Raw genomic sequence first — 19,345 nt, 5'->3', positions numbered from 1 at the left:
TTGTAAAGTAACGTAGTTTTATTATAGCGCATAAAAAGAATAAACAACACTAACATTAATCATAAGTGAGTTGAGAAAATAGACTAATGATTATACTTTCAAATTTAGTCTAATTCAGATACAATCAATAAAAGACTCATGCAATTTTATCCAACTATTCTTTAACGGATAGATCAAGTTATTTTAATAGTGATGCTAGTCAAATAAGCGACATAAAATCTATTCGAAAGGATTTGTTTGAATGAAATTAACCATTTTAGCAACGAGCGATATACATGGTTATGTCAGACCGTGTAATTTTAGTTCAAAAAAAGAAGACAAGCCCTTCGGTGCGCTTAAAGTAGCAGCTGTTTTGAAAAAAGAAAAACAACGAGCAAGGGGCCCTGTATTGACCGTTGAAAACGGTGATTTTATTCAAGGTTCGCCTTTGAGTTACTATATTGCAAAGCATCGCGGAGCAATGAAACCGGATGATTTATCTAATGTGTTAAATAGGATGGCTTATGATGTAGGGATTATTGGCAATCACGAATTTAATTATGGACAAAATTATCTGCGTCAAGCTATTTCAGCGGCTCATTATCCTGTTCTTTCGGCTAATATCTTGAATGAAGCGAGTCAACCAGCATTTGGTAAAGCCTATGAAATTATTGAAAAAGACGGTCTCAAAATAGCCGTATTAGGTCTAACAACGGTCTATATTCCGAATTGGGAACACCCTGATTATATCAAAGGATTGACGTTTAAAAGTGCTGTCGAAACAGCTAAAGAATGGGTCCCACAATTGAGAGAACTAGCTGATGTAGTGGTTGTTAGTTACCATGGTGGTTTTGAAAAAGATATTAGTACAGGTGAAGTAACTGAGCCGTTAACAGGTGAAAATGAAGGGTATCAATTAGCGACCGAAGTTCCTGGTATCGATGTGTTAATCACCGGACACCAGCACCGCCTAATTGCGACTAAAATAAATGGGATTCCGGTTATTCAACCAGGCTATCGAGGGGAAGCTATTGGGAAAATTGTTTTGACGATTGAAAAAAACGCTGATAATGTGTATGCGGTTACACAAAGTGAAGTCAGTTTAGTCACTACAGCGACAGCGATTCCTGATGCAGGCCTATCAAAAGAACTGGTTCATCTATTTAGAGAGGTTGATGAGTGGCTAGACCAACCACTTGGAAAAGTCGAAGGCGATATGCGGATTCGTGATTCGCATGGCGTTCGAGCTGTGGAGCACCCTTATATCGAGTTTATCCAAAAGGTTCAAATGGATGCTACGGGTACAGATATTTCTGGCACAGCGCTATTTGTAAATGAAGGCAAAGGATTCAATGAAACCATCACAATGCGAAATGTTGTAACCAATTATGTCTACCCCAATACACTAGCGGTTTTGCGTGTGACCGGAGCGGACTTAAGGGCAGCGTTAGAACAATCAGCTGCTTATTTCAAAGCAGAAAAAGACGGTTCAGTGGGCATTAATCCAAATTTTATTCATCCTAAACCGCAATACTACAATTACGATATGTATGAAGGCATAGACTATGTAATCAATGCGAAACGGCCGATTGGCGAACGAGTGGTAGAATTCAAGTACCATGGAAAAGAGATACAATCAGCAGATCAACTCGATATTACGTTGAACCAATACCGCGCTGTTGGCGGAGGGGATTACGCAATGTATTCAGCGGATAAAATTATTCGTGAAAATCAAACCGATATGAGTGAGTTGATTGCCGATTACTTGGTTAAGCATCCTGTTATTAAAGCAGAAACCAACCAGAATTTTAAAGTGATCGTGGAATAAGGAACGAAAATATGGTGCAGATAGTTAAGAGCTTCACTCCAAGTGAAGATTAAAGAAATTTCAAGTAAATTGACCAGGGTCATAAGATAGTCGTTATAAAAAGAGAAACCGGATAAATGACAAGTCCTTCTTATAGTAAAAACGTAAATTTTTTAAAATAAGTTGGAATAACGGATACTAGTCACGCCTATTTCTTTTTGACGTTCTTTTGAAACAAAGGCCGCATCCATTTCTTTGAGACTTTCTTTTTCGTCATTGATTCCATGAAGAAAAAGTTAAAGAGCTTGAAAGAGACTAAGTTTCTTATGGTATTTATCAAAGTCAACACTCTTTTTTTGAATAGGGATTGGTAAATAATCTAACTTGATTGAAGAAAACCATTCATTGAAAGCAGAATTTGTTTTATAGTTATCTATGAGTTTGGTCCTTTTTATTGGTCTTGGATGAGTCATCTGAGTTCAGTATAAAGGGCTTTTTTGTCTATTGAAATAATATAAATAAATTTATACACTATATAAAGTTTCATACAGCACTAATTAGTTTAGACATAGATGAAAAGAAAATAACTCTATTTGATTTTTATTGTCAATTATAATCAAATAGAATCAGATAATGATTTTATTAGTCTAAATAATACTGGAGGTAAAAAAATGAGTGGAATTAAAGGAATAGGACTATTACCGCTAATTGTAACGACTTCCCAAGCTCTACAATTATATAAGAAGGTAGCAAAAATTAAGTCATCGATAGGCAAACTGAATTCGGAATTAGAACATTCTATGGTTAACTCCCAATTAATACAGATGCTTACTTTAAAAGAGTCTGTACAATCAACGCGTATCGAAGGAACGCAGGTAACGTTTGCAGATATGATTGAAGAAACGACAAAGAAAAATAAAAGTAATGATGTAGTAGAAGTTGAGAATTATATGGAGGCATTGTCAGAGGGGATTGAATTGATTAAAAATGGCATGCCCATTTCTTCTAGATTAATTAAGCAACTTCATAAAGTTCTTATGGGTAAAGACATTCGTGGAACAACATCTTCGGCAGGCGATTATCGAGGTATTCAAAATTTTATAGGACCAACTAAGAGAATGAAAGATGCAGTATATATTCCAATTGGTGCTAATGAAATCGGTGATTATATGACTAATCTTGAATACTATATAAATTCTGAGAAACATAGATCGTTTGAAAAAGAATTCAATCAGGACTCAGAAGTTTTACTTGATGAAACTTCCGACTCTTTGATTAAAACTGCCATCATGCATGCTCAATTCGAATCAATCCATCCTTTTTTAGACGGTAATGGACGAATGGGCAGAATTCTTATTGTATTGAATACTATGCAAGATAAACTAATTGATAAGCCGGTTTTTTTTGTAAGCGAAGAATTAGAAAAAGAAAGGATTAGGTATTACAATCTTTTGAATGGCGTGAGGGGTAAAGATCCTGACTGGTTCTCTTGGATTGATTTTTTCTTAGATGCTTGTCAACGTATGTCTGAATCTATGCTTAAAAAATTGGAAAGTATTACTGCTCTTGCTTCAAAGGGATTAGATAAAATCAATAAAGATGCTAGCATTGTAAACCACATTTGGTTTACAACATTCGTAAAACCATACGTAACGGTTAGCCAAGTTGCAGAAAGATTAGGCATTGCCGTTACAACAGCAAGAAAGGGATTAAACGTATTAGTTGAATTAAAGCTATTAGATGTAGATCATAGTAAGAAAAAAAATAAAGTTTATGTAAATTATGATTTAATTAGACTTTTACAAAGACAAGAAATGTAATACCTTTTCTAAAAGACTTGAGAAATAATTCTCGCTGCTTTGTTTTTTCTTTCATAGGATACCCTATTAGTGGAAAATGACTCATTATATCTAGTTGTTAAAGATTATCCATAAAGTTCGAAAATGAATTGTAAACTATTGAGATAAACCCCGGTCAGTAAAATAGGTGCCAATGATAAATTTATAGTAAAAATGGAATGATAATATTCAACTTATGCAGTTATTAGAAATAGAAACGAGTAAAAAACGATTAAGAAACAAGATTTACTCTTGATTCTTAATCGTTTTTTTACATCTAGCTTAATTAAATTGATAAAGTCTTAGTCAATCTTATAAAATTATCTGGCTAATAAAGTCGGAGGTGTTATTTAAAAAAGATATATAGAAGAAATAAGTTAATTTGAATGTAGAGTTATTTTATTTAATGAGAGTCAAATAAGTTTTTTTGAACAACCTATGTAAAACGCTTGCATTTACTTTAAATAAAGGTTATATTTTCTATAGAAACGTTTCACCAAAAATATAAAGGAGGCAACACAAATGAAAAATTGGCATAAAAAATCTTTATTAGGAGCAGTCGCTCTACTATCAGTAGGTATCCTATCAGCTTGTTCAGGTAGCAACTCAGGAAGTGAAGGAAATTCTTCTTCAGATGAGACAGTATCTTTTTGGTTCATGGGAGACGGAGACGAACAAATTAAACCGTTGCTAGATGAGTTTACTAAACAATCTGGCATCGAAGTCGAAGTCCAAAGTATTCCTTGGTCTTCCGCTCACGATAAGTTATTGACTGCTGTTGCATCTGGTAAAGGTCCTGATGTGGTTCAAATGGGAACCACTTGGATGCCAGAATTTGTGGACGCTGGCGCGTTAAGAGATATTTCTGATGAAGTCGCTTCAAATGACACCTTAAAACCTGAAAACTTTTTTGATGGAGCCGTTGCGACGACTGAATTTGATGAAGCAACATATGCTGTTCCTTGGTACACAGAAACAAGGGCCTTGTATTACCGCACAGATTTATTAAAAGAAGTCGGTTATGACCAAGCACCAAAAACATGGGAAGAATTAGAAGATGCAGCGATGAAATTAGCTAAACGTGGCGACGACATGTACGGTTTTACAGTTGATGTCGCCGATCAATCTTTTGCTTTTACATTTGCTAGACAAAATGGATCAGAACTTTTTGATAAAAATGGAAGTCCGGTCTTTGATGAGAAGCCTTTCGTTGAAAGTGTTGACTACCTAAATAATTTAATCCAAAAGGGCGCAAGCCCTGCACAAGATTTAGGCTTAGACATTTCTCAATCATTTGGTGGCACAGGAATCGTTCCAATGTTCATTAGTGGACCTTGGATGATTAATGCGATTACTGAAAACGCTCCTGATATTGAAGGAGAATGGGCAACAGCAGTATTACCTGCTGGTAAAGAAAATAACTTATCGAACACCGGTGGTGCTAACTTAGCTGTTTTTGATGGGACTGAAAATGACGAAAATGCTTTAGCATTGATTGAGTTTTTATCTACTCCTGAAAATCAATTAGCTTTCTTTGAAGCCTCTAACTCATTACCTGCTGCTACAAAAGCTTGGGAAAATGAAGCTTTATCAACAGAAGAAATTGCAACGTTTGGTGAACAATTAGAAAGCTCAGAACACATGCCTTTAATTTTAGAATGGGAAAGAATTGCGGCAGAATTTAAACAAGCATTTGAAGAAATCAGTATTGGAGACGCAGATATTCAAGAAAAAATGGATCAGTTCAATGAAAAGGCTAAAAGTATCTTAAAATAATGAATAAAGATTGAGTTGTTAAAATGAGGATCAGAGAAGCCAGTTTCAAAGCTCTGATCCTGTTTTTATTAAATTTAGTTTCATTTCTTCTTTGATTGTATAGAAAGGATGTCAAAAAATGAATAAAAAAGCACCGTATTTATTTATCTCACCTGCCATTATCCTGCTCTTACTATTTTCCATACTACCCATTCTGATTGCTCTTTTTATTAGTTTTACGGATTTAAGTTTAGCTGGTCTAGCAGATTGGTCTCGGATTGAATTTATTGGAATAGATAACTATAAAAATATCTTATCTGATCCGATTTTTCGTAAAGCTGCAGGAAACACGCTCTATTATGTAATCATTGGGGTTCCGTTAGTAGTAATCTTGTCACTAGGGTTAGCCATTATGATCAATGTTGGCGAAGGAAAATTCTTTTCTCTTATGAGACTCGTTTTTTACTCTCCATCGATTACAAATATTGTCGCCGTTTCAGTTGTTTGGACCTTTTTATATAACCCCAATTTAACTGTCGGATTGTTTAATCAACTGTTGCATTTGGTTGGATTAGGACCGGTTGCTTGGTTACAAACCGTGGCCACCGCAAAGCTTTCTTTAATCGTCTTAGCCTTATGGCGTGGATTAGGAATAAATATGTTAATTTTCTTAGCAGCCCTTCAAGGCATACCAGAAGCCTATTACGAAGCTGCTAGACTAGATGGCGCTTCAAAAAGACAACAATTGCAATTTATTACGATTCCGATGCTTAAATTCTCAATCTTTTTTGTCAGTGTCACCACGATTATTGGTTGGCTACAATTCTTTGAAGAACCGTTAGTGATGACGCAAGGTGGACCTTTAAACAGTACAACGAGTATTTCTTTATTCCTTTACCGCAATGGCTTCCAGTTGAATCAGTTCGGATATGCCGCTGCCGGTTCGTTGATTTTATTTGTAGTTATCATTATTGTGACCTTGATTCAATTTAGGGGACAAAATAAACAAGGAAATACAGGAATGTAACTCAAGAAAGGAGCAAAAAAAATGAAATCCAATAAAGCAGCAACTAGATGGACAAAAATCATCGTGGGTACAGTGCTTCTTATCGGAGGATTGATAACCATTTTGCCATTTATTTGGATGATTCTTTCTTCATTCAAAACAAACGCAGAAATCGTTTCATTAAATCCAAAATTATTGCCAGCAGAATGGTCTTTTCAAAATTTTACTGACTTGTTTGTAAAAATGAACTTTGGTGTTTATTTAAAAAACACTTTAATTATTACGGCTTTTTCATTCTTAGGTTTATTCTTTAATGCGATGGCCGGCTATGGTTTCGCTAAGTATAAATTCAAAGGAAAAAATAATTTGTTTATTATGGTCTTAGCCACTATGATGATTCCCGGTCAAGTGACAATGATCCCTGTTTATTTGATTTTAAATTCAGTTGGTTTAACCAATACGCTAGCCGGTATTGTTTTACCTGGTTTAGCTGGCGCTTTTGGGATCTTTTTATTCCGTCAGTTCATGTCGACTATTTCGGACGAATTGTTAGAAGCGGCTCGTTTAGATGGGGCTAGTGAATTTTATATTTTCACCCGCATTATTTTGCCACTTTCTCGTCCCATTTTAGCCGTACAAGGGATTTTAACCTTTATCGCAGGCTGGAACTCATTTATTTGGCCTTTAATTATTGCCAGTGATGAAAAATATTATACATTATCTGTTGGGCTACAATTATTGCAAGGGCAACACGCGACCAATTACGCTTTACAGATGGCTGGTGCAACCTTTATGGTTGTCCCAATTATTCTGATCTTTATGATTTTTCAAAAATACATTTTACAAGGCTTTAATGTTTCCGGCTTAAAATAAAAATTAAATAGTGTTTAGTCAACGAATGTAAAAGAGGAGTTGGAAAAACAACAATGGAGGAAATGCAATTAAAACAATTATTAAAAAAAATGACGTTAGAAGAAAAAATTGGCCAAACGATTCAACTATCAGGAGAATTTTTCATAAGTGAGGCTAGTGAGATTACGGGACCAATGACGGAGATGCACATCGATGCTGAAAGATTAAAAGGTGTTGGCTCGGTTCTAGGAGTTTCAGGAGCAACAGCAGTGATTGACATCCAAACACGACACTTAAAGAATAACCGTTTGGGGATTCCGTTATTGTTCATGGCTGATGTCATTCATGGCTACCAGACAATTTTTCCGATTCCTTTAGGTTTAGCTAGTTCGTGGAATTTAGTATTAGCGGAACAAACTGCAGAAATTGCAGCTAGAGAAGCAGCCGTTGCAGGTTTACATGTGACGTTTTCACCGATGGCTGATCTAGTGCGCGATGCCCGGTGGGGCAGAGTGATGGAAGCCACCGGTGAAGATGCTTATTTAAATGCTTTATACGCACGGGCTTTTGTCCGAGGCTATCAAGGCCAAGATTTGTTAAACGATACGACAAAAGTTGCGGCTTGTGTCAAACATTTTGCAGCTTATGGTGCGCCCATTGCTGGTCGTGAATATAACACTGTTAATATGTCAGAACGCCAATTGCGTGAACTATATTTATCTGCCTATCAAGCAGCGATTGATGAGGGCAGTAAATTAGTCATGACCGCTTTTAATACTGTGGATGGCGTGCCAGCAACCGGTAATAAATGGTTGATGAATCAGGTATTACGTGAAGAAATGAAGTTTAATGGCGTACTGATTTCAGATTGGGGCGCAATTGGCGAACTTGTTCCGCATGGTGTGGCCGCAGATTTAAAAGAAGCGGGGGACCTAGCGATGAATGCGGGCGTTGATATCGAAATGATGTCAGCCGCTTATTCGGGTCACCTAGCCGAATTGATAACAGAAGAAACGCTAGATCTTGATTTATTAGATGAAGCTGTTTTGCGGATTTTAATGCTAAAAAATGACTTAGGTTTATTTGAACAGCCGTTACGCGGAGCAGATATTCAAAAAGAAAAAGCCATGATTGGTAGCCAAGAGCACCGTCTAGCTGCTCAACAAGCCGCCGAACAATCGATAGTCTTATTAAAAAATGAGGGTGTTCTACCGCTTAAAGTCACACAAAAAATTGCCTTACTCGGGCCAGGAGCGACGTCAAAAGATATCTTAGGCAATTGGTCTTGGAAAGGTAAAACAGAAGAAAGTGTTTCGCTAGCTGAAGGACTTGCACGCTGTCTTCCAAGAGAAAATTTATTGATTGACACCTCAACCGACTACTTTGAATTAAGTGAGACGCAATTAAAAACAGCGTTTAAATTAGCAGAACAAGCCGATGTGCTTGTTCTAGCCTTAGGCGAAACAGCCGATATGAGTGGCGAAGCAGCTAGTCGAACCAACATCCAACTTCCTGCTAGTCAACTGCACTTATTAACAGAATTAAAAAAATTAAACAAACCACTAGTTGTAACGTTATACAATGGCCGACCATTAGATCTAACCGCTGTAACCGCAAAAGCCGATGCCTTAGTGGAAGCTTGGTTCCCAGGATCACAAGGTGGCGACGCTTTAGCCAATATATTAATGGGCCAAGTGAATCCCTCAGGCAAATTAACGATGTCTTTTCCAAGAACCTTAGGCCAAGTGCCAATCTATTACAATGCCGATAATACCGGCCGACCATTAACAGAAGCCAATAAAGATCAACGTTATGTTTCAAAATATTATGATAGCGAGAACAGTCCACTATTTCCATTCGGTTTTGGACTAAGTTACAGCCGTTTCTCCTATAAAACGATGCAATTATCTACAACTGAGCTGTCTGAAACCGAAGAATTGACCGTTCGTGTCCATGTGAAGAATGACAGTTCCATCGAAGGTACCGAAATCGTGCAACTTTATTTGCGCGATAAAGTCGGCGAAGTTGTTCGACCAGTGAAAGAATTGAAACGGTTTGAACGAGTGACCTTATCAGCTGGAGAAGAACAAGAAGTCTGCTTTACATTACAAGAAAAAGATTTGCGTTACGTTCATTCTGACTTAACGAAACGAAGCGACAAAGGAATGTTTGATATAATGGTCGGCACTAGTAGTGATACGACCCAATTGCAAACGATAACGTTACTATAATAGTTGAAGTGAGGGGAAATCATGCAGTCGAATCAAAATGAAAGGCAACTTATCTCAGGCAAAACAACCGCAACTTTTTCCGCACAAGGAGACTTGTTGACACTGCTCTATGATGGTGTGATGGTGAATCAGTTAATACCTGGTCCACTAGATGCGTCCATTATGAATATTTATCTTAGAAAAACAATCAACAATCAGATTATGGTCCAGCCTTTAATTGGGAGAGATTCAACCAGTACTTTTTCAGTTGCGGATAAAACCGTACGATGGACAGGTAAGTGGAAAGAAATTGATTATCAAGTGACCTTTTATTTAGCCAATGAAACCGATTGGTTTTGGAAAGTAGCCTTAGAAGGCTCAGAAAAAGCTGAAGTTGATGTGATTTATGCGCAAGATATTGGTTTAGCTGATAAAGCTACTCTACAAAACAATGAAGCTTATGTTTCACAATACATTGATCACCGTATTTTCGAAAGATCGCAGACGGGCTTTACGTTATGTAGCAGACAAAATCAAATCCAATCAAAAAATCGATTTCCTTTCTTACAACAAGGTAGCTTTAATAAAATAACTGGCTACACGACTGATGCTACTCAATTTTATGGGCTAGCGTATAAAGAAACCAGTCAGCCCATCGCGCTTTCACAGCCCGTTTTAGTTAGTGAACTCTACCAATACGAGATGGCATTTTGCGCATTACAAACAGAAAAGATCGATTTAACCGTTAAAGATGAGGTGGTATTCTATAATCATCTAGTTGAAAATCACCCATTGGCAATAACGGAACCAATCCCAGTAGAAACAATTAAAGAAATTTGGGAAAAAAGCGCAGCTGAATCAGTTAACTATGAGGAGGTTAATCAAGAAACGACGGCTTCTTTGATTGACGAACCCTTACAGGTAGACACTCTTACAAAAGCTGAGATTAGTAACTTATTTCCCAAACGACTTGAAGAGGAAAAAATCGCAAATAACCTGGTCTCCTTCTTTACGGATCGGTATGCTCATGTCGTCTTAAAAGAAAAAGAACTTAATATGGAACGGGCAACGGGTCATATTTTATTAAGTGGCAACCAGTTATCTACTGAAGAGCCGGTTCTCACCACGACGGCTTATATGTATGGAGTCTTTAATTCACAAGTTGTGTTAGGCAATACTTCCATGAATAAACTGATGAGTAACACCCGCAATGCACTTAATTTAGTCAAATCATCTGGCCAGCGAATCTATATCGAAAAAAATGGTAAGTATCAGTTATTAGCGCTGCCTAGTGCTTTTGAAATGGGCTTTAATTATGCTAAATGGTATTATAAACTAGCGGATGATCTAATTACCGTTAGAACCGTTACCGCTCCTGACAGCTCAACGATTCGCTTAGAGCTAACGAGTGAAAATAACGAGTATCGCTTTATTATTAGTACCCAAATCACGATGAATGAGAACGAATACCAGGTTCCTTACGACATGCAACAAACGGGTAAGTTGTTGACCTTTACGCCTACTAAACAAGCATCAATGGCCAAGAAATACCCAGCTATTCAGTACTATCTGACTATTGATAAAACGGAGTTTACGGTTCACGATGAGCGTTTATTAACCGGCAGTCTGACAGAAACTGACTACCCGCTAGTCTTGTTGCAAACAGATAAAACAAAAATAATTGAGTTAACTATCCAAGCAAGTTTGACAGAAGCCAGTTACCAAAAACCGTCAAAAGACTTGCAAGAAGAGATTGATCAATTTGAAGAGTTTATCAAACAAACTAAGCATGGCTTTGATTTAGCTCATCCAGACCCAGCGATTGACATTGAGCGGGTGAACATTTTGTCTTATTGGTATACGCACAATATGTTGGTTCATTATTTAGTGCCGCATGGATTGGAACAATTTGCAGGCGCAGCTTGGGGCACACGTGATGTCTTGCAAGGACCGACTGAATATTTTTTAGCAACCGAAAATTATGGTGGAGTAAAAGATATTTTACGCACGGTTTTCGCTAATCAATTTCAAGATGATGGCAATTGGCCACAATGGTTTATGTTTGACTCTTATGAAGAGTTAAAAGCTGAAGAAAGTCATGGAGATATCATAGTTTGGCCGCTTAAAGTAATGGGTGATTATTTACTAGCCACAAAAGATACTCAGTTCTTAGCAGAAGAAATACCATATACCGATCGTGAAACGTTTGGAAAAACAGCCGTAACGCTTCCAGTATTGGAACACCTAAAAAAAGCCATCACTTATGTGCAAAATCATCTATTGGAAGGGACCCAATTACCCGGTTATGGTGACGGCGATTGGGATGACACGTTGCAGCCTTTTGATAGTCGATTGAAGAGTCATATGGCTAGCAGTTGGACCGTGGCTTTATTGTATCAAGCTTTAACGCAATTGGCAGAACAATTAAGTGAGTACGATCACGCATTTTCTGAAGAATTGACTGTGATGGCTAGTGGGTTGGAAAAAGATTACCAAACGTATATGCTTGCAACGGATGTGATTCCAGGCTTTGTCTTTATGGAAGAACCAGGGCAAGTTGACTTGATGATTCACCCATCCGATAAACGGACCAATATTGATTATCGGTTATTGCCAATGCAACAATCGATGATTGCTGAGTTATTTACACCTGAAGAATCAGAACACCATTATCAGATTATCAAAGATAAATTGAGTTTCCCAGATGGGGTACGTTTGATGAGCCAACCAGCCAATTATCAAGGTGGCGTAAGCCAATACTTCAAACGTGCGGAACAAGCAGCCAATTTTGGTCGAGAAGTCGGCTTACACTACATTCATGCCCACATCCGCTTTGCTGAAGCGATGGCTAAAATCGGTAAAAAAGAAGAAGCTTGGCAAGCGTTATCGATTATTAATCCTGTCAATCTGAAGTCTGTAGTTCCGAATGCAGAGTTACGCCAAAGCAATGCTTACTTTAGTAGTTCTGATGGCGACTTTAAGTCTCGTTATGATGCAGCAAATGAATTTGAAAAATTACGTACCGGTGAAGTAGGCGTTAAAGGCGGTTGGCGAATTTATTCAAGTGGTCCTGGAATTTATATGAATCAATTGATTACGAATGTTTTAGGTATTCGTATGACGGCGGATAAATTAACGGTGGATCCCATCTTACCAAATGAATTGGATGGATTAACCTTTACGTATCGTATTTTTGATCAGCCCGTAACGATTCACTACCATTTGAATGTAGCTAAAGCAAACATCCAAATTAATGGACAAACGCCAGCATGGCAAGAAAATAAAAATCGTTATCGTACAAGTGGATTTGTATTAGCTAAAGCAGAAGTGATACAATTGCTTAAAGCAAGCGATAACACAATCGATATATACATGAAAGACTAAAAAATTCAGTGTTTTACTGACAGAAAGACTGGATGTTTTTACATTCGGTCTTTTTGTTGTTTAAAAGAATGAATCAAGGCTTAATGTATTAACATGTGAAAGCGAACGGATCAGAAAGGAGCAATCAAATGGCAGGTATTAAAGATATTGCAAAAAAAGCAGGAGTCTCAATCTCGACTGTTTCTTATGCGTTGAACAATAGTCCTAAAGTCACTGAGCAGACTAGGGCACGGATTGTAGCGATTGCGAATGAACTTAATTATATTCCTAATATGGCTGGCCGAAATCTTAGAGGACAAAAGACAAACGTTATTGGCGTTTATGTCGCGACCTACGGTGGAACTTTTTACGGCGATTTATTAGAAGGAATCATGAGTACTTTAAAAGAAAATAAATACGAAATGATTGTGTGTTCCGGAGAGCGCTCGCGCTTATTTTTACCAGAACGAATGATTGATGGAGCAATTATTTTAGATACGTCTTATCCCGATGAAGAAATTTTAAAATATGCTGAACGGGGTCATAAGATTGTAGTGATGGATCGAGAAATGGAACATAAGAATATTCGGAAAGTCATGCTTGATAATCGAGGTGGCGCTAAAATAGCGATTCAAAAACTGTTAGAAGAAGAGAAAAGGTTGGTTTATTTAATTGAGGGTCCGGCAGATTCTTATGATAGCCGAGAACGTTTAGCAGCAGCCATTGAGGAACTAGACAAACAACATGCCTCTTATCGTATTATTAAAGGTGATTTTTCAGAACGGTCAGGAAGACTAGTCGCTAAACAAATTCATCAAGAATGGCAAGAGTCCGTTGCTATCTTTTCTTTAAATGATGATATGGCAATTGGAATTTATAATTATTTCAAGGAAACGGCTCTTAGAATAAACCAAGAAATCAAGATTATTGGCTTTGATAACCATTTAATCAGTCCCTATCTGGTACCCGGACTAACGACCATTGCTTATTCTAAACACAAATGGGGCTCTTTAGGAGCTCAAACCTTACTCAACTTACTAGAAGAAAATAAAACGTCTGATGTAATATTGAAAACAAGGCTCATGAATAGAGAATCGTGTTAAAAGAATATTTGATTGACTAACTAGTGAAACGCAGTCGTCTTGTACTGAAACGTATTCCACGCAGCTCGTTTAGCGATTCATCATAGAGTAGTAGAGCCCACTTTTATGGTAAAGAAGTAATTTTTCGGGAAATTAATTAAATAAAGCGAAATAAAGTCGTTTCAATTAAAATAATAATAGGTTATATTTATTTCAGTTATCTGATAGACCAGTTACGTTAATTAGTTTAAAGGATCAAAGTAAAATGTGAGATACTAAAAACGACCAGAATCTAAGATTATTCTTAGACTTCATGGTCGTTTTTTAGGTTGTAGTTGATTAGATCTAATCTTGAGTAAAATGAAAAAGGTTGTGCTTACCAAATAAATAATGAAACATACTGATTAGTAACAAGAAGGTCATTATCCAACTACCGAAAGGAAGAAAACGATCGAATAAGAAGTTGGTTAATCCAACTAATCCTGTAATGAAAAAAAGAACGAGGATAGGCATGAAGCCTTTGTTAGCATCTGCTGCAGTAAATTTCTTTGAAAAAGGATAAGACTTCATTGATCGTTTTAAGTAACCAAAGAAAACAACGGTTGTGGCTAAAAAGCCATTAAGGACAATAGCTAGATCATCCCAGCCGTATAAAAAAACCAGAAAGACACTTAACGTTAGGTAAAAGGGTACGATTAATCTCATCCAAACAGCTTTTCCAGCACCTCTAACAAATAAACCATTGGTGTTAACAGGGCTCATCTGGAAAATCCAAGCTCCTTTATAAGAAGAAGAATAGCTTAGAGAAGCTACTAATTGTGGAACCATAAATAACGTAATGTAAACGGCATAAGGAAATCCTTGATTTCTTATATCCGTGAGGTTCATTCCACTAGATAGGCTGTTGAAGCTAAAGAACAGGGGTAAGATAAAAGAAACAGCTAAGGGTGGATAGACTCTTGTTTTAAATTCTCGCTCATTTTGGATAATCTTCCATGTAAATTGATAATAAGCTTTTTCAGTTGGTGTTGAGCAAAGAATCGTTTTAGTTTGATTCATCCAATAAGTGTGTTCTTTGAGATTCTCATTTTGATTGGTTAACTTTTGAATGTTTTGCTCTAATTGGACGCTACTTTTCTTATAGTAAAAGAAGAATAGTGTAGTAGCTGTTATGAATAGCACCGTATAAAATAAGTAGTAGCCATTCCATCCTTCTTGTACCAGACCTAAAGGAGCAGCAAACCATAATGGAAAGAGTGGTAAGTGCCAAATTTTTGGTTGATAAACAATAGAAAAATCAATGAGATTGAACAGTTGGCCGACCAACTGATAGCCTAAAATAGTGAAAATAGATAAACCAATTTGACTGTAGGAAATAATATTCTTTAATTTTTCACCATCAAATTTTTTCAGAATCGTAGCATAGATGACCAATGTGAACAATAACGTCCAGAAACTAAAAACAATGGTTAATAAAGTAACCAATAAGCCCACAATAAAACCATTTATAAAATAAGAGGCAACCATTACTGGACCACCTAAAGCTAAGGTCAAAGAAAATAAATAAACAAAAACATGAGTGGCTTTAGCTGCGCTGAGAGTTTGGCCACTAACAGGCTTGGTTCCAATTAACACTTGATCTTTCGTGTCCAGTAAGATTGAAGAAAAACTAGCAATAGTTGTTGAAAGAAGCATCACAAATAAATAACCAAAATAAATGGTGTATTGCACAATCAAGCTATCGCTGACAAATAAAGCCCCAATGACAAAGCTACTAATAATAACATACCAAATCAAAGAAGAAAAAAAGGCGTTCTTTTCTTCTTTGTCTTTGCCATTTTGCATGATCAGATTAGGTTCACGACCATCCATTAGAATTTTTGTCTCGACAATTAATCTTAAATGGTTGTAATCGACACCATTTTTTTCATAAAGTGCAGAAAATGTATCCAACAATTTTAAATAGACAGGATCTTTTGCATTCAAGGAGTTAGCCATCGTACTCTTCTCCTTTCATCGCTTCTAAAAAATCTTCTGCTAGTTGGTAGTGTTCATCAAAGCCTGTTAACTCATTAAAGAGTTCTTCTAACGTTCCATCTGCTTCATGACGGATTTCGTTAAAAGGTCCGTCTGCAACAATCTGACCTTGATTAAGAATTAAAATTCGATCACTTAACTTTTCAACAGTATCCATAATATGTGAAGAGTAGAAAATCGTTTTTCCATCCGCTTTTAATTGTGCTAAAATTTCTTTGATGATAAGAACACTATTGGCATCTAAGCCATTCAAAGGCTCATCCCAAAAAAGAATAGTAGGATTATGTAATAAACTAGAAATGATTAAGACTTTTTGCCGCATTCCTTTAGAAAAAGTTGAGAGTCGATTTTGAAAAGCCTGTTCGATTTTTAAAGCCGTCATCATAGCCAAGCTTCTTTTTTTTATAAGAGATTCACTTAAGCCATAAAGTTGCCCAACAAATAGGAAGTATTCCTGAGCAGTTAGGGTTTCATATAAATCTGCATTTTCGGGTACATAACCAATCTGCGCTTTGTAATGGGTTTCGTTTTCTATTAGCGGTTTTCCAAAGATAGTAATTTCACCGGCATCGGGTTTCATTAACCCTAAAATTAATTTAACCGTCGTACTTTTTCCAGCACCATTTGTGCCAATATACCCAATGATTTCACCTGGATAAACAGCAAAGTTAACTCCTTTTAAAACGTCAGTTGAGCCAAATGATTTCGTAAGATTTTTAATTTCTAAAATAGGCAACATAGTAGACCTCCTTTATCATAACGTTAGTTTAACATAGAAAGAACCAGATAACCGCCATTAATTGTAAGGGAACTATTTTTATAAAAAACAGTTTGCTGATTGATTAAAGGGACCGGTTAAATTCCCTCATGAATAGAAATAGATTTCTTTTAAAACGTTTCTTATGACTTATTTATGGTAAAGTTAATGTAGAAAAAAACCAACTAAAGGATTGTGAAAATGAACTATGGCTACTATTATTTTTGATGTAGATGATACACTGTATGACCAACTTGTTCCGTTTAAAAAGGCTTTTCATCAGACCATTCGCGAAGTTTCAAAAGATAAGATACACACTCTTTATCGGCTGAATAGAGAAAAAAGTGATGCGTTATTTGAGAAAAGTGAATCAGGAGAATTGCCAAAAATAGAGATGCAAGTGATGCGCATTCAATACGCATGTGAGCAAAGTAAGATGGCGATTAGTCGAGAAGAAGCCTTAGCTTTTCAAAAAGCCTATGAAGTGGAACAACAAAAATTAGTATTGTATCCAGAAATAGAAGAGTTATTAACTCGCTTAACTAAAAATAATCATCAAGTAGCGCTATTGACAAATGGTGCAGCAGCTCATCAACAAAAGAAAATTGATCAGCTTGGTTTAGCAAAATGGATTGCTCAAGACCATATGTTTATTTCTGGTCAATTAGGAAAAATGAAACCGGATATCGCGGCCTTTGAAATGGTAGAGTCGGCTTTAACACTAGCAGATGAAAAACCTATTTATATTGGCGATTCTTTTCATAATGATATAGTCGGTGGTAAAAAAGCGGGATGGACGGTTATTTGGTTGAACACACGAAAAAATAAACCAACAAATGAGTCTATTGAGCCCGATAAAATAATTGAGCATCCGAGTGAATTGTTATTTTTATTTGGAGAACAAGGGTATTTTAAAAAATAAGTAATTAGAAAAGTCATGCTAGTAAAGTATTTTCTAGCATGACTTTTTTTGTATACTAGTCTAAATTAAAGTCAGTTTATTCCTATAAAGATAGGTTAGAAAGATAAAAAGTAAGGAAGGTTTTTCAAGCTAGTTTAAAATTAATTTTTTTATTATTATTCAGTTGAAGTTTGGGTCTTTCTACTGTAAAGTGTCTTTTGAGAGTAAAACGCTATTTTTTTGTTTTCATAGCTGAATAAATCAAATTTAAAGTGAAAAGGCTAGCACAATAAAGTAAGTTGGTAAAATGAAAATAAGAGAGTAAAGAGTTTTTTTGATAAAAACTCAGTTCAAAAGGAGAAGAAAGATGAATATATTTAAAAGTTCAAAATTATTATTTTGGACGTTATGGTCTCTAGCAGCAGCACTGACCGTATTTGTATCGACCAAAATCAGTTTTGTTTTTCAACCGTTATATGCGTTATTTTCAACCCTTTTTATCCCGGTTTTAATTGCGGGCTTTTTATTTTATCTAATGAACCCTCTTGTCAAGTTGATTGAGAAAAGCAAACTAAAAAGAAAGTATGCTGTTCTTATAGTCATGGTTTTTGCTATTGGGGGGACAATTTCTTTTGGAATAAAAGTGGTTCCATTATTATTGGAACAATTTAGTGAACTCATTGTTAATATTCCTACGATTATTGCTAATGTTGAGATTCAAGCAGAAGACCTTAAACGCATTCCAGGACTGGAAAGAATTGATTATGAAGAAGTCTTACTGCGTTTAAACCTTTCGTTAGACACTATTTCAAATACGGTTTTGTCTTCTATTACAACAAGCATCAGCTCAATCCTTTCGACGCTGACTGGATTAGCTGTTGTGTTAATTACGGTTCCCATTATTTTGTTTTATCTTTTTTACGATGGCAAAAAATTTGCGCCAGCTGTGGCTAGTTTATTTCCAACGAAGTATAAAAAGAATGCAATTGAATTGTTGAGCCAAATGAACGATGTTGTTTCTGGTTATATCAGCGGAAAAGGGCTAGCAAGTATCGTCGTTGGACTATTAGTCTATATTGGTATTCTCTTTATTGGCTTGCCGTACAGTTTATTGTTAGCCATTATCTGTGGAGCAACGAATATGATCCCTTATATCGGTCCATTTATTGGAGCAGCCCCAGCCTTTATTATTGGATTAACCATTTCGCCAGGTAAAGCTCTTTTAGTAGCTCTTCTAATTGTGATTATTCAACAAGTAGATGCGAATTTCTTAACCCCAAAATTTGTTGGGAAAAGTTTGGATATTCATCCTTTAACCATTATTGTTGTTTTGTTAGTGGCAGGTAAAATGGCTGGTATTGTCGGTATTATTTTTGGCGTACCTGGTTTTGCGGTGGTTAAAACGATTATCATTTACGTCAAAAAAATAATTATAGAAGAAAATAAAAAGGGTAAACCTATTTAAGGTTTGCCTTTTTTTTTGCTCTTTATTCACTGTTGTTCAAGGAATACCTTTTTCAGTTGGTTTTGGCTTATTAGGTTTAGTTGGACCCATCCATGCGATTAAATTTATGGAAGGCAGCGCCATTGCAAACTTTGGAGTAGCTGTGTTAGTATTCTTTGTAATCCCATTTGTTAGTGCATTCCTTGTAGACTTTATTTTATGTAAAGTATTGAGAGTGTACGATAAGGAGATTTTCAAATTCTTTACAGCAGAATAAAAATAGTTGATGAAATAAATCAAGATGGAGGAAGAGT

The 19,345-nt window shown here is 36.2% G+C and carries 13 protein-coding genes; 11 read left to right on the top strand and 2 right to left on the bottom strand.

The features are described 5' to 3' along the window. Window positions 1–241 precede the first annotated feature (241 nt). From ACMHYH_RS06355 to ACMHYH_RS06320, 8 genes are all read left to right on the top strand, one after another. Window positions 242–1,807: a bifunctional metallophosphatase/5'-nucleotidase gene (locus tag ACMHYH_RS06355; protein ID WP_414838570.1), complete on the top strand. Its 1,566-nt coding sequence runs from the start codon at window positions 242–244 to the stop codon at window positions 1,805–1,807. 650 nt (window positions 1,808–2,457) lie between these two features. Next, the gene (locus ACMHYH_RS06350) at window positions 2,458–3,606 is read left to right on the top strand and encodes a Fic family protein (protein WP_414838569.1); all 1,149 of its coding nucleotides are present in this window, start codon (window positions 2,458–2,460) and stop codon (window positions 3,604–3,606) included. A 540-nt stretch (window positions 3,607–4,146) separates the two neighbouring features. Further along, window positions 4,147–5,400 (top strand): sugar ABC transporter substrate-binding protein, encoded by a 1,254-nt coding sequence (locus tag ACMHYH_RS06345; RefSeq protein WP_414838568.1) that lies wholly within the window; start codon window positions 4,147–4,149, stop codon window positions 5,398–5,400. A 118-nt stretch (window positions 5,401–5,518) separates the two neighbouring features. Further along, entirely contained in the window at window positions 5,519–6,406 is an 888-nt protein-coding gene (locus ACMHYH_RS06340; RefSeq protein WP_414838567.1) for a carbohydrate ABC transporter permease, read from the top strand. Between the two features lie 21 nt (window positions 6,407–6,427). Continuing rightward, on the top strand, window positions 6,428–7,258 hold the full coding sequence (locus ACMHYH_RS06335; protein WP_414838566.1) for a carbohydrate ABC transporter permease: 831 nt from the start codon (window positions 6,428–6,430) through the stop codon (window positions 7,256–7,258). Between the two features lie 53 nt (window positions 7,259–7,311). Continuing rightward, window positions 7,312–9,468, top strand: coding sequence for a glycoside hydrolase family 3 N-terminal domain-containing protein (locus tag ACMHYH_RS06330; protein WP_414838565.1), 2,157 nt, complete (start codon window positions 7,312–7,314; stop codon window positions 9,466–9,468). A 21-nt stretch (window positions 9,469–9,489) separates the two neighbouring features. Beyond that, window positions 9,490–12,831: a GH36-type glycosyl hydrolase domain-containing protein gene (locus ACMHYH_RS06325; RefSeq protein ID WP_414838564.1), complete on the top strand. Its 3,342-nt coding sequence runs from the start codon at window positions 9,490–9,492 to the stop codon at window positions 12,829–12,831. Between the two features lie 128 nt (window positions 12,832–12,959). Further along, a complete protein-coding gene (locus ACMHYH_RS06320; protein WP_414838563.1) occupies window positions 12,960–13,913 on the top strand; it encodes a LacI family DNA-binding transcriptional regulator in 954 nt (317 codons plus the stop codon). 324 nt (window positions 13,914–14,237) lie between these two features. Here ACMHYH_RS06320 and ACMHYH_RS06315 read toward each other — a convergent pair whose 3' ends face one another. Both ACMHYH_RS06315 and ACMHYH_RS06310 read right to left on the bottom strand, forming a co-directional pair. After that, window positions 14,238–15,890: a hypothetical protein gene (locus ACMHYH_RS06315; RefSeq protein ID WP_414838562.1), complete on the bottom strand. Its 1,653-nt coding sequence runs from the start codon at window positions 15,888–15,890 to the stop codon at window positions 14,238–14,240. Then, on the bottom strand, window positions 15,883–16,668 hold the full coding sequence (locus ACMHYH_RS06310; protein WP_414838561.1) for an ABC transporter ATP-binding protein: 786 nt from the start codon (window positions 16,666–16,668) through the stop codon (window positions 15,883–15,885). Before ACMHYH_RS06310 ends, ACMHYH_RS06315 begins: the two co-directional genes overlap by 8 nt. 226 nt (window positions 16,669–16,894) lie before the next feature. Here ACMHYH_RS06310 and ACMHYH_RS06305 point away from each other — a divergent pair, with 226 nt between their 5' ends. From ACMHYH_RS06305 to ACMHYH_RS06295, 3 genes are all read left to right on the top strand, one after another. Next, window positions 16,895–17,608, top strand: a complete 714-nt coding sequence (locus ACMHYH_RS06305) for an HAD family hydrolase (protein WP_414838560.1) — start codon at window positions 16,895–16,897, stop codon at window positions 17,606–17,608. A 346-nt stretch (window positions 17,609–17,954) separates the two neighbouring features. Next, window positions 17,955–19,052 (top strand): AI-2E family transporter, encoded by a 1,098-nt coding sequence (locus tag ACMHYH_RS06300; protein ID WP_414838559.1) that lies wholly within the window; start codon window positions 17,955–17,957, stop codon window positions 19,050–19,052. Next, window positions 19,030–19,308, top strand: a complete 279-nt coding sequence (locus ACMHYH_RS06295) for a PTS sugar transporter subunit IIC (RefSeq protein ID WP_414840359.1) — start codon at window positions 19,030–19,032, stop codon at window positions 19,306–19,308. Before ACMHYH_RS06300 ends, ACMHYH_RS06295 begins: the two co-directional genes overlap by 23 nt. Window positions 19,309–19,345: the final 37 nt, after the last annotated feature.

Source organism: Carnobacterium sp. TMP28, from assembly GCF_047553015.1.
In the GTDB taxonomy this organism is placed as follows: Bacteria; Bacillota; Bacilli; order Lactobacillales; family Carnobacteriaceae; genus Carnobacterium_A.
Note: the sequence above shows the minus strand (reverse complement) of the source record. Positions and strands in the feature narration are given on the sequence as shown.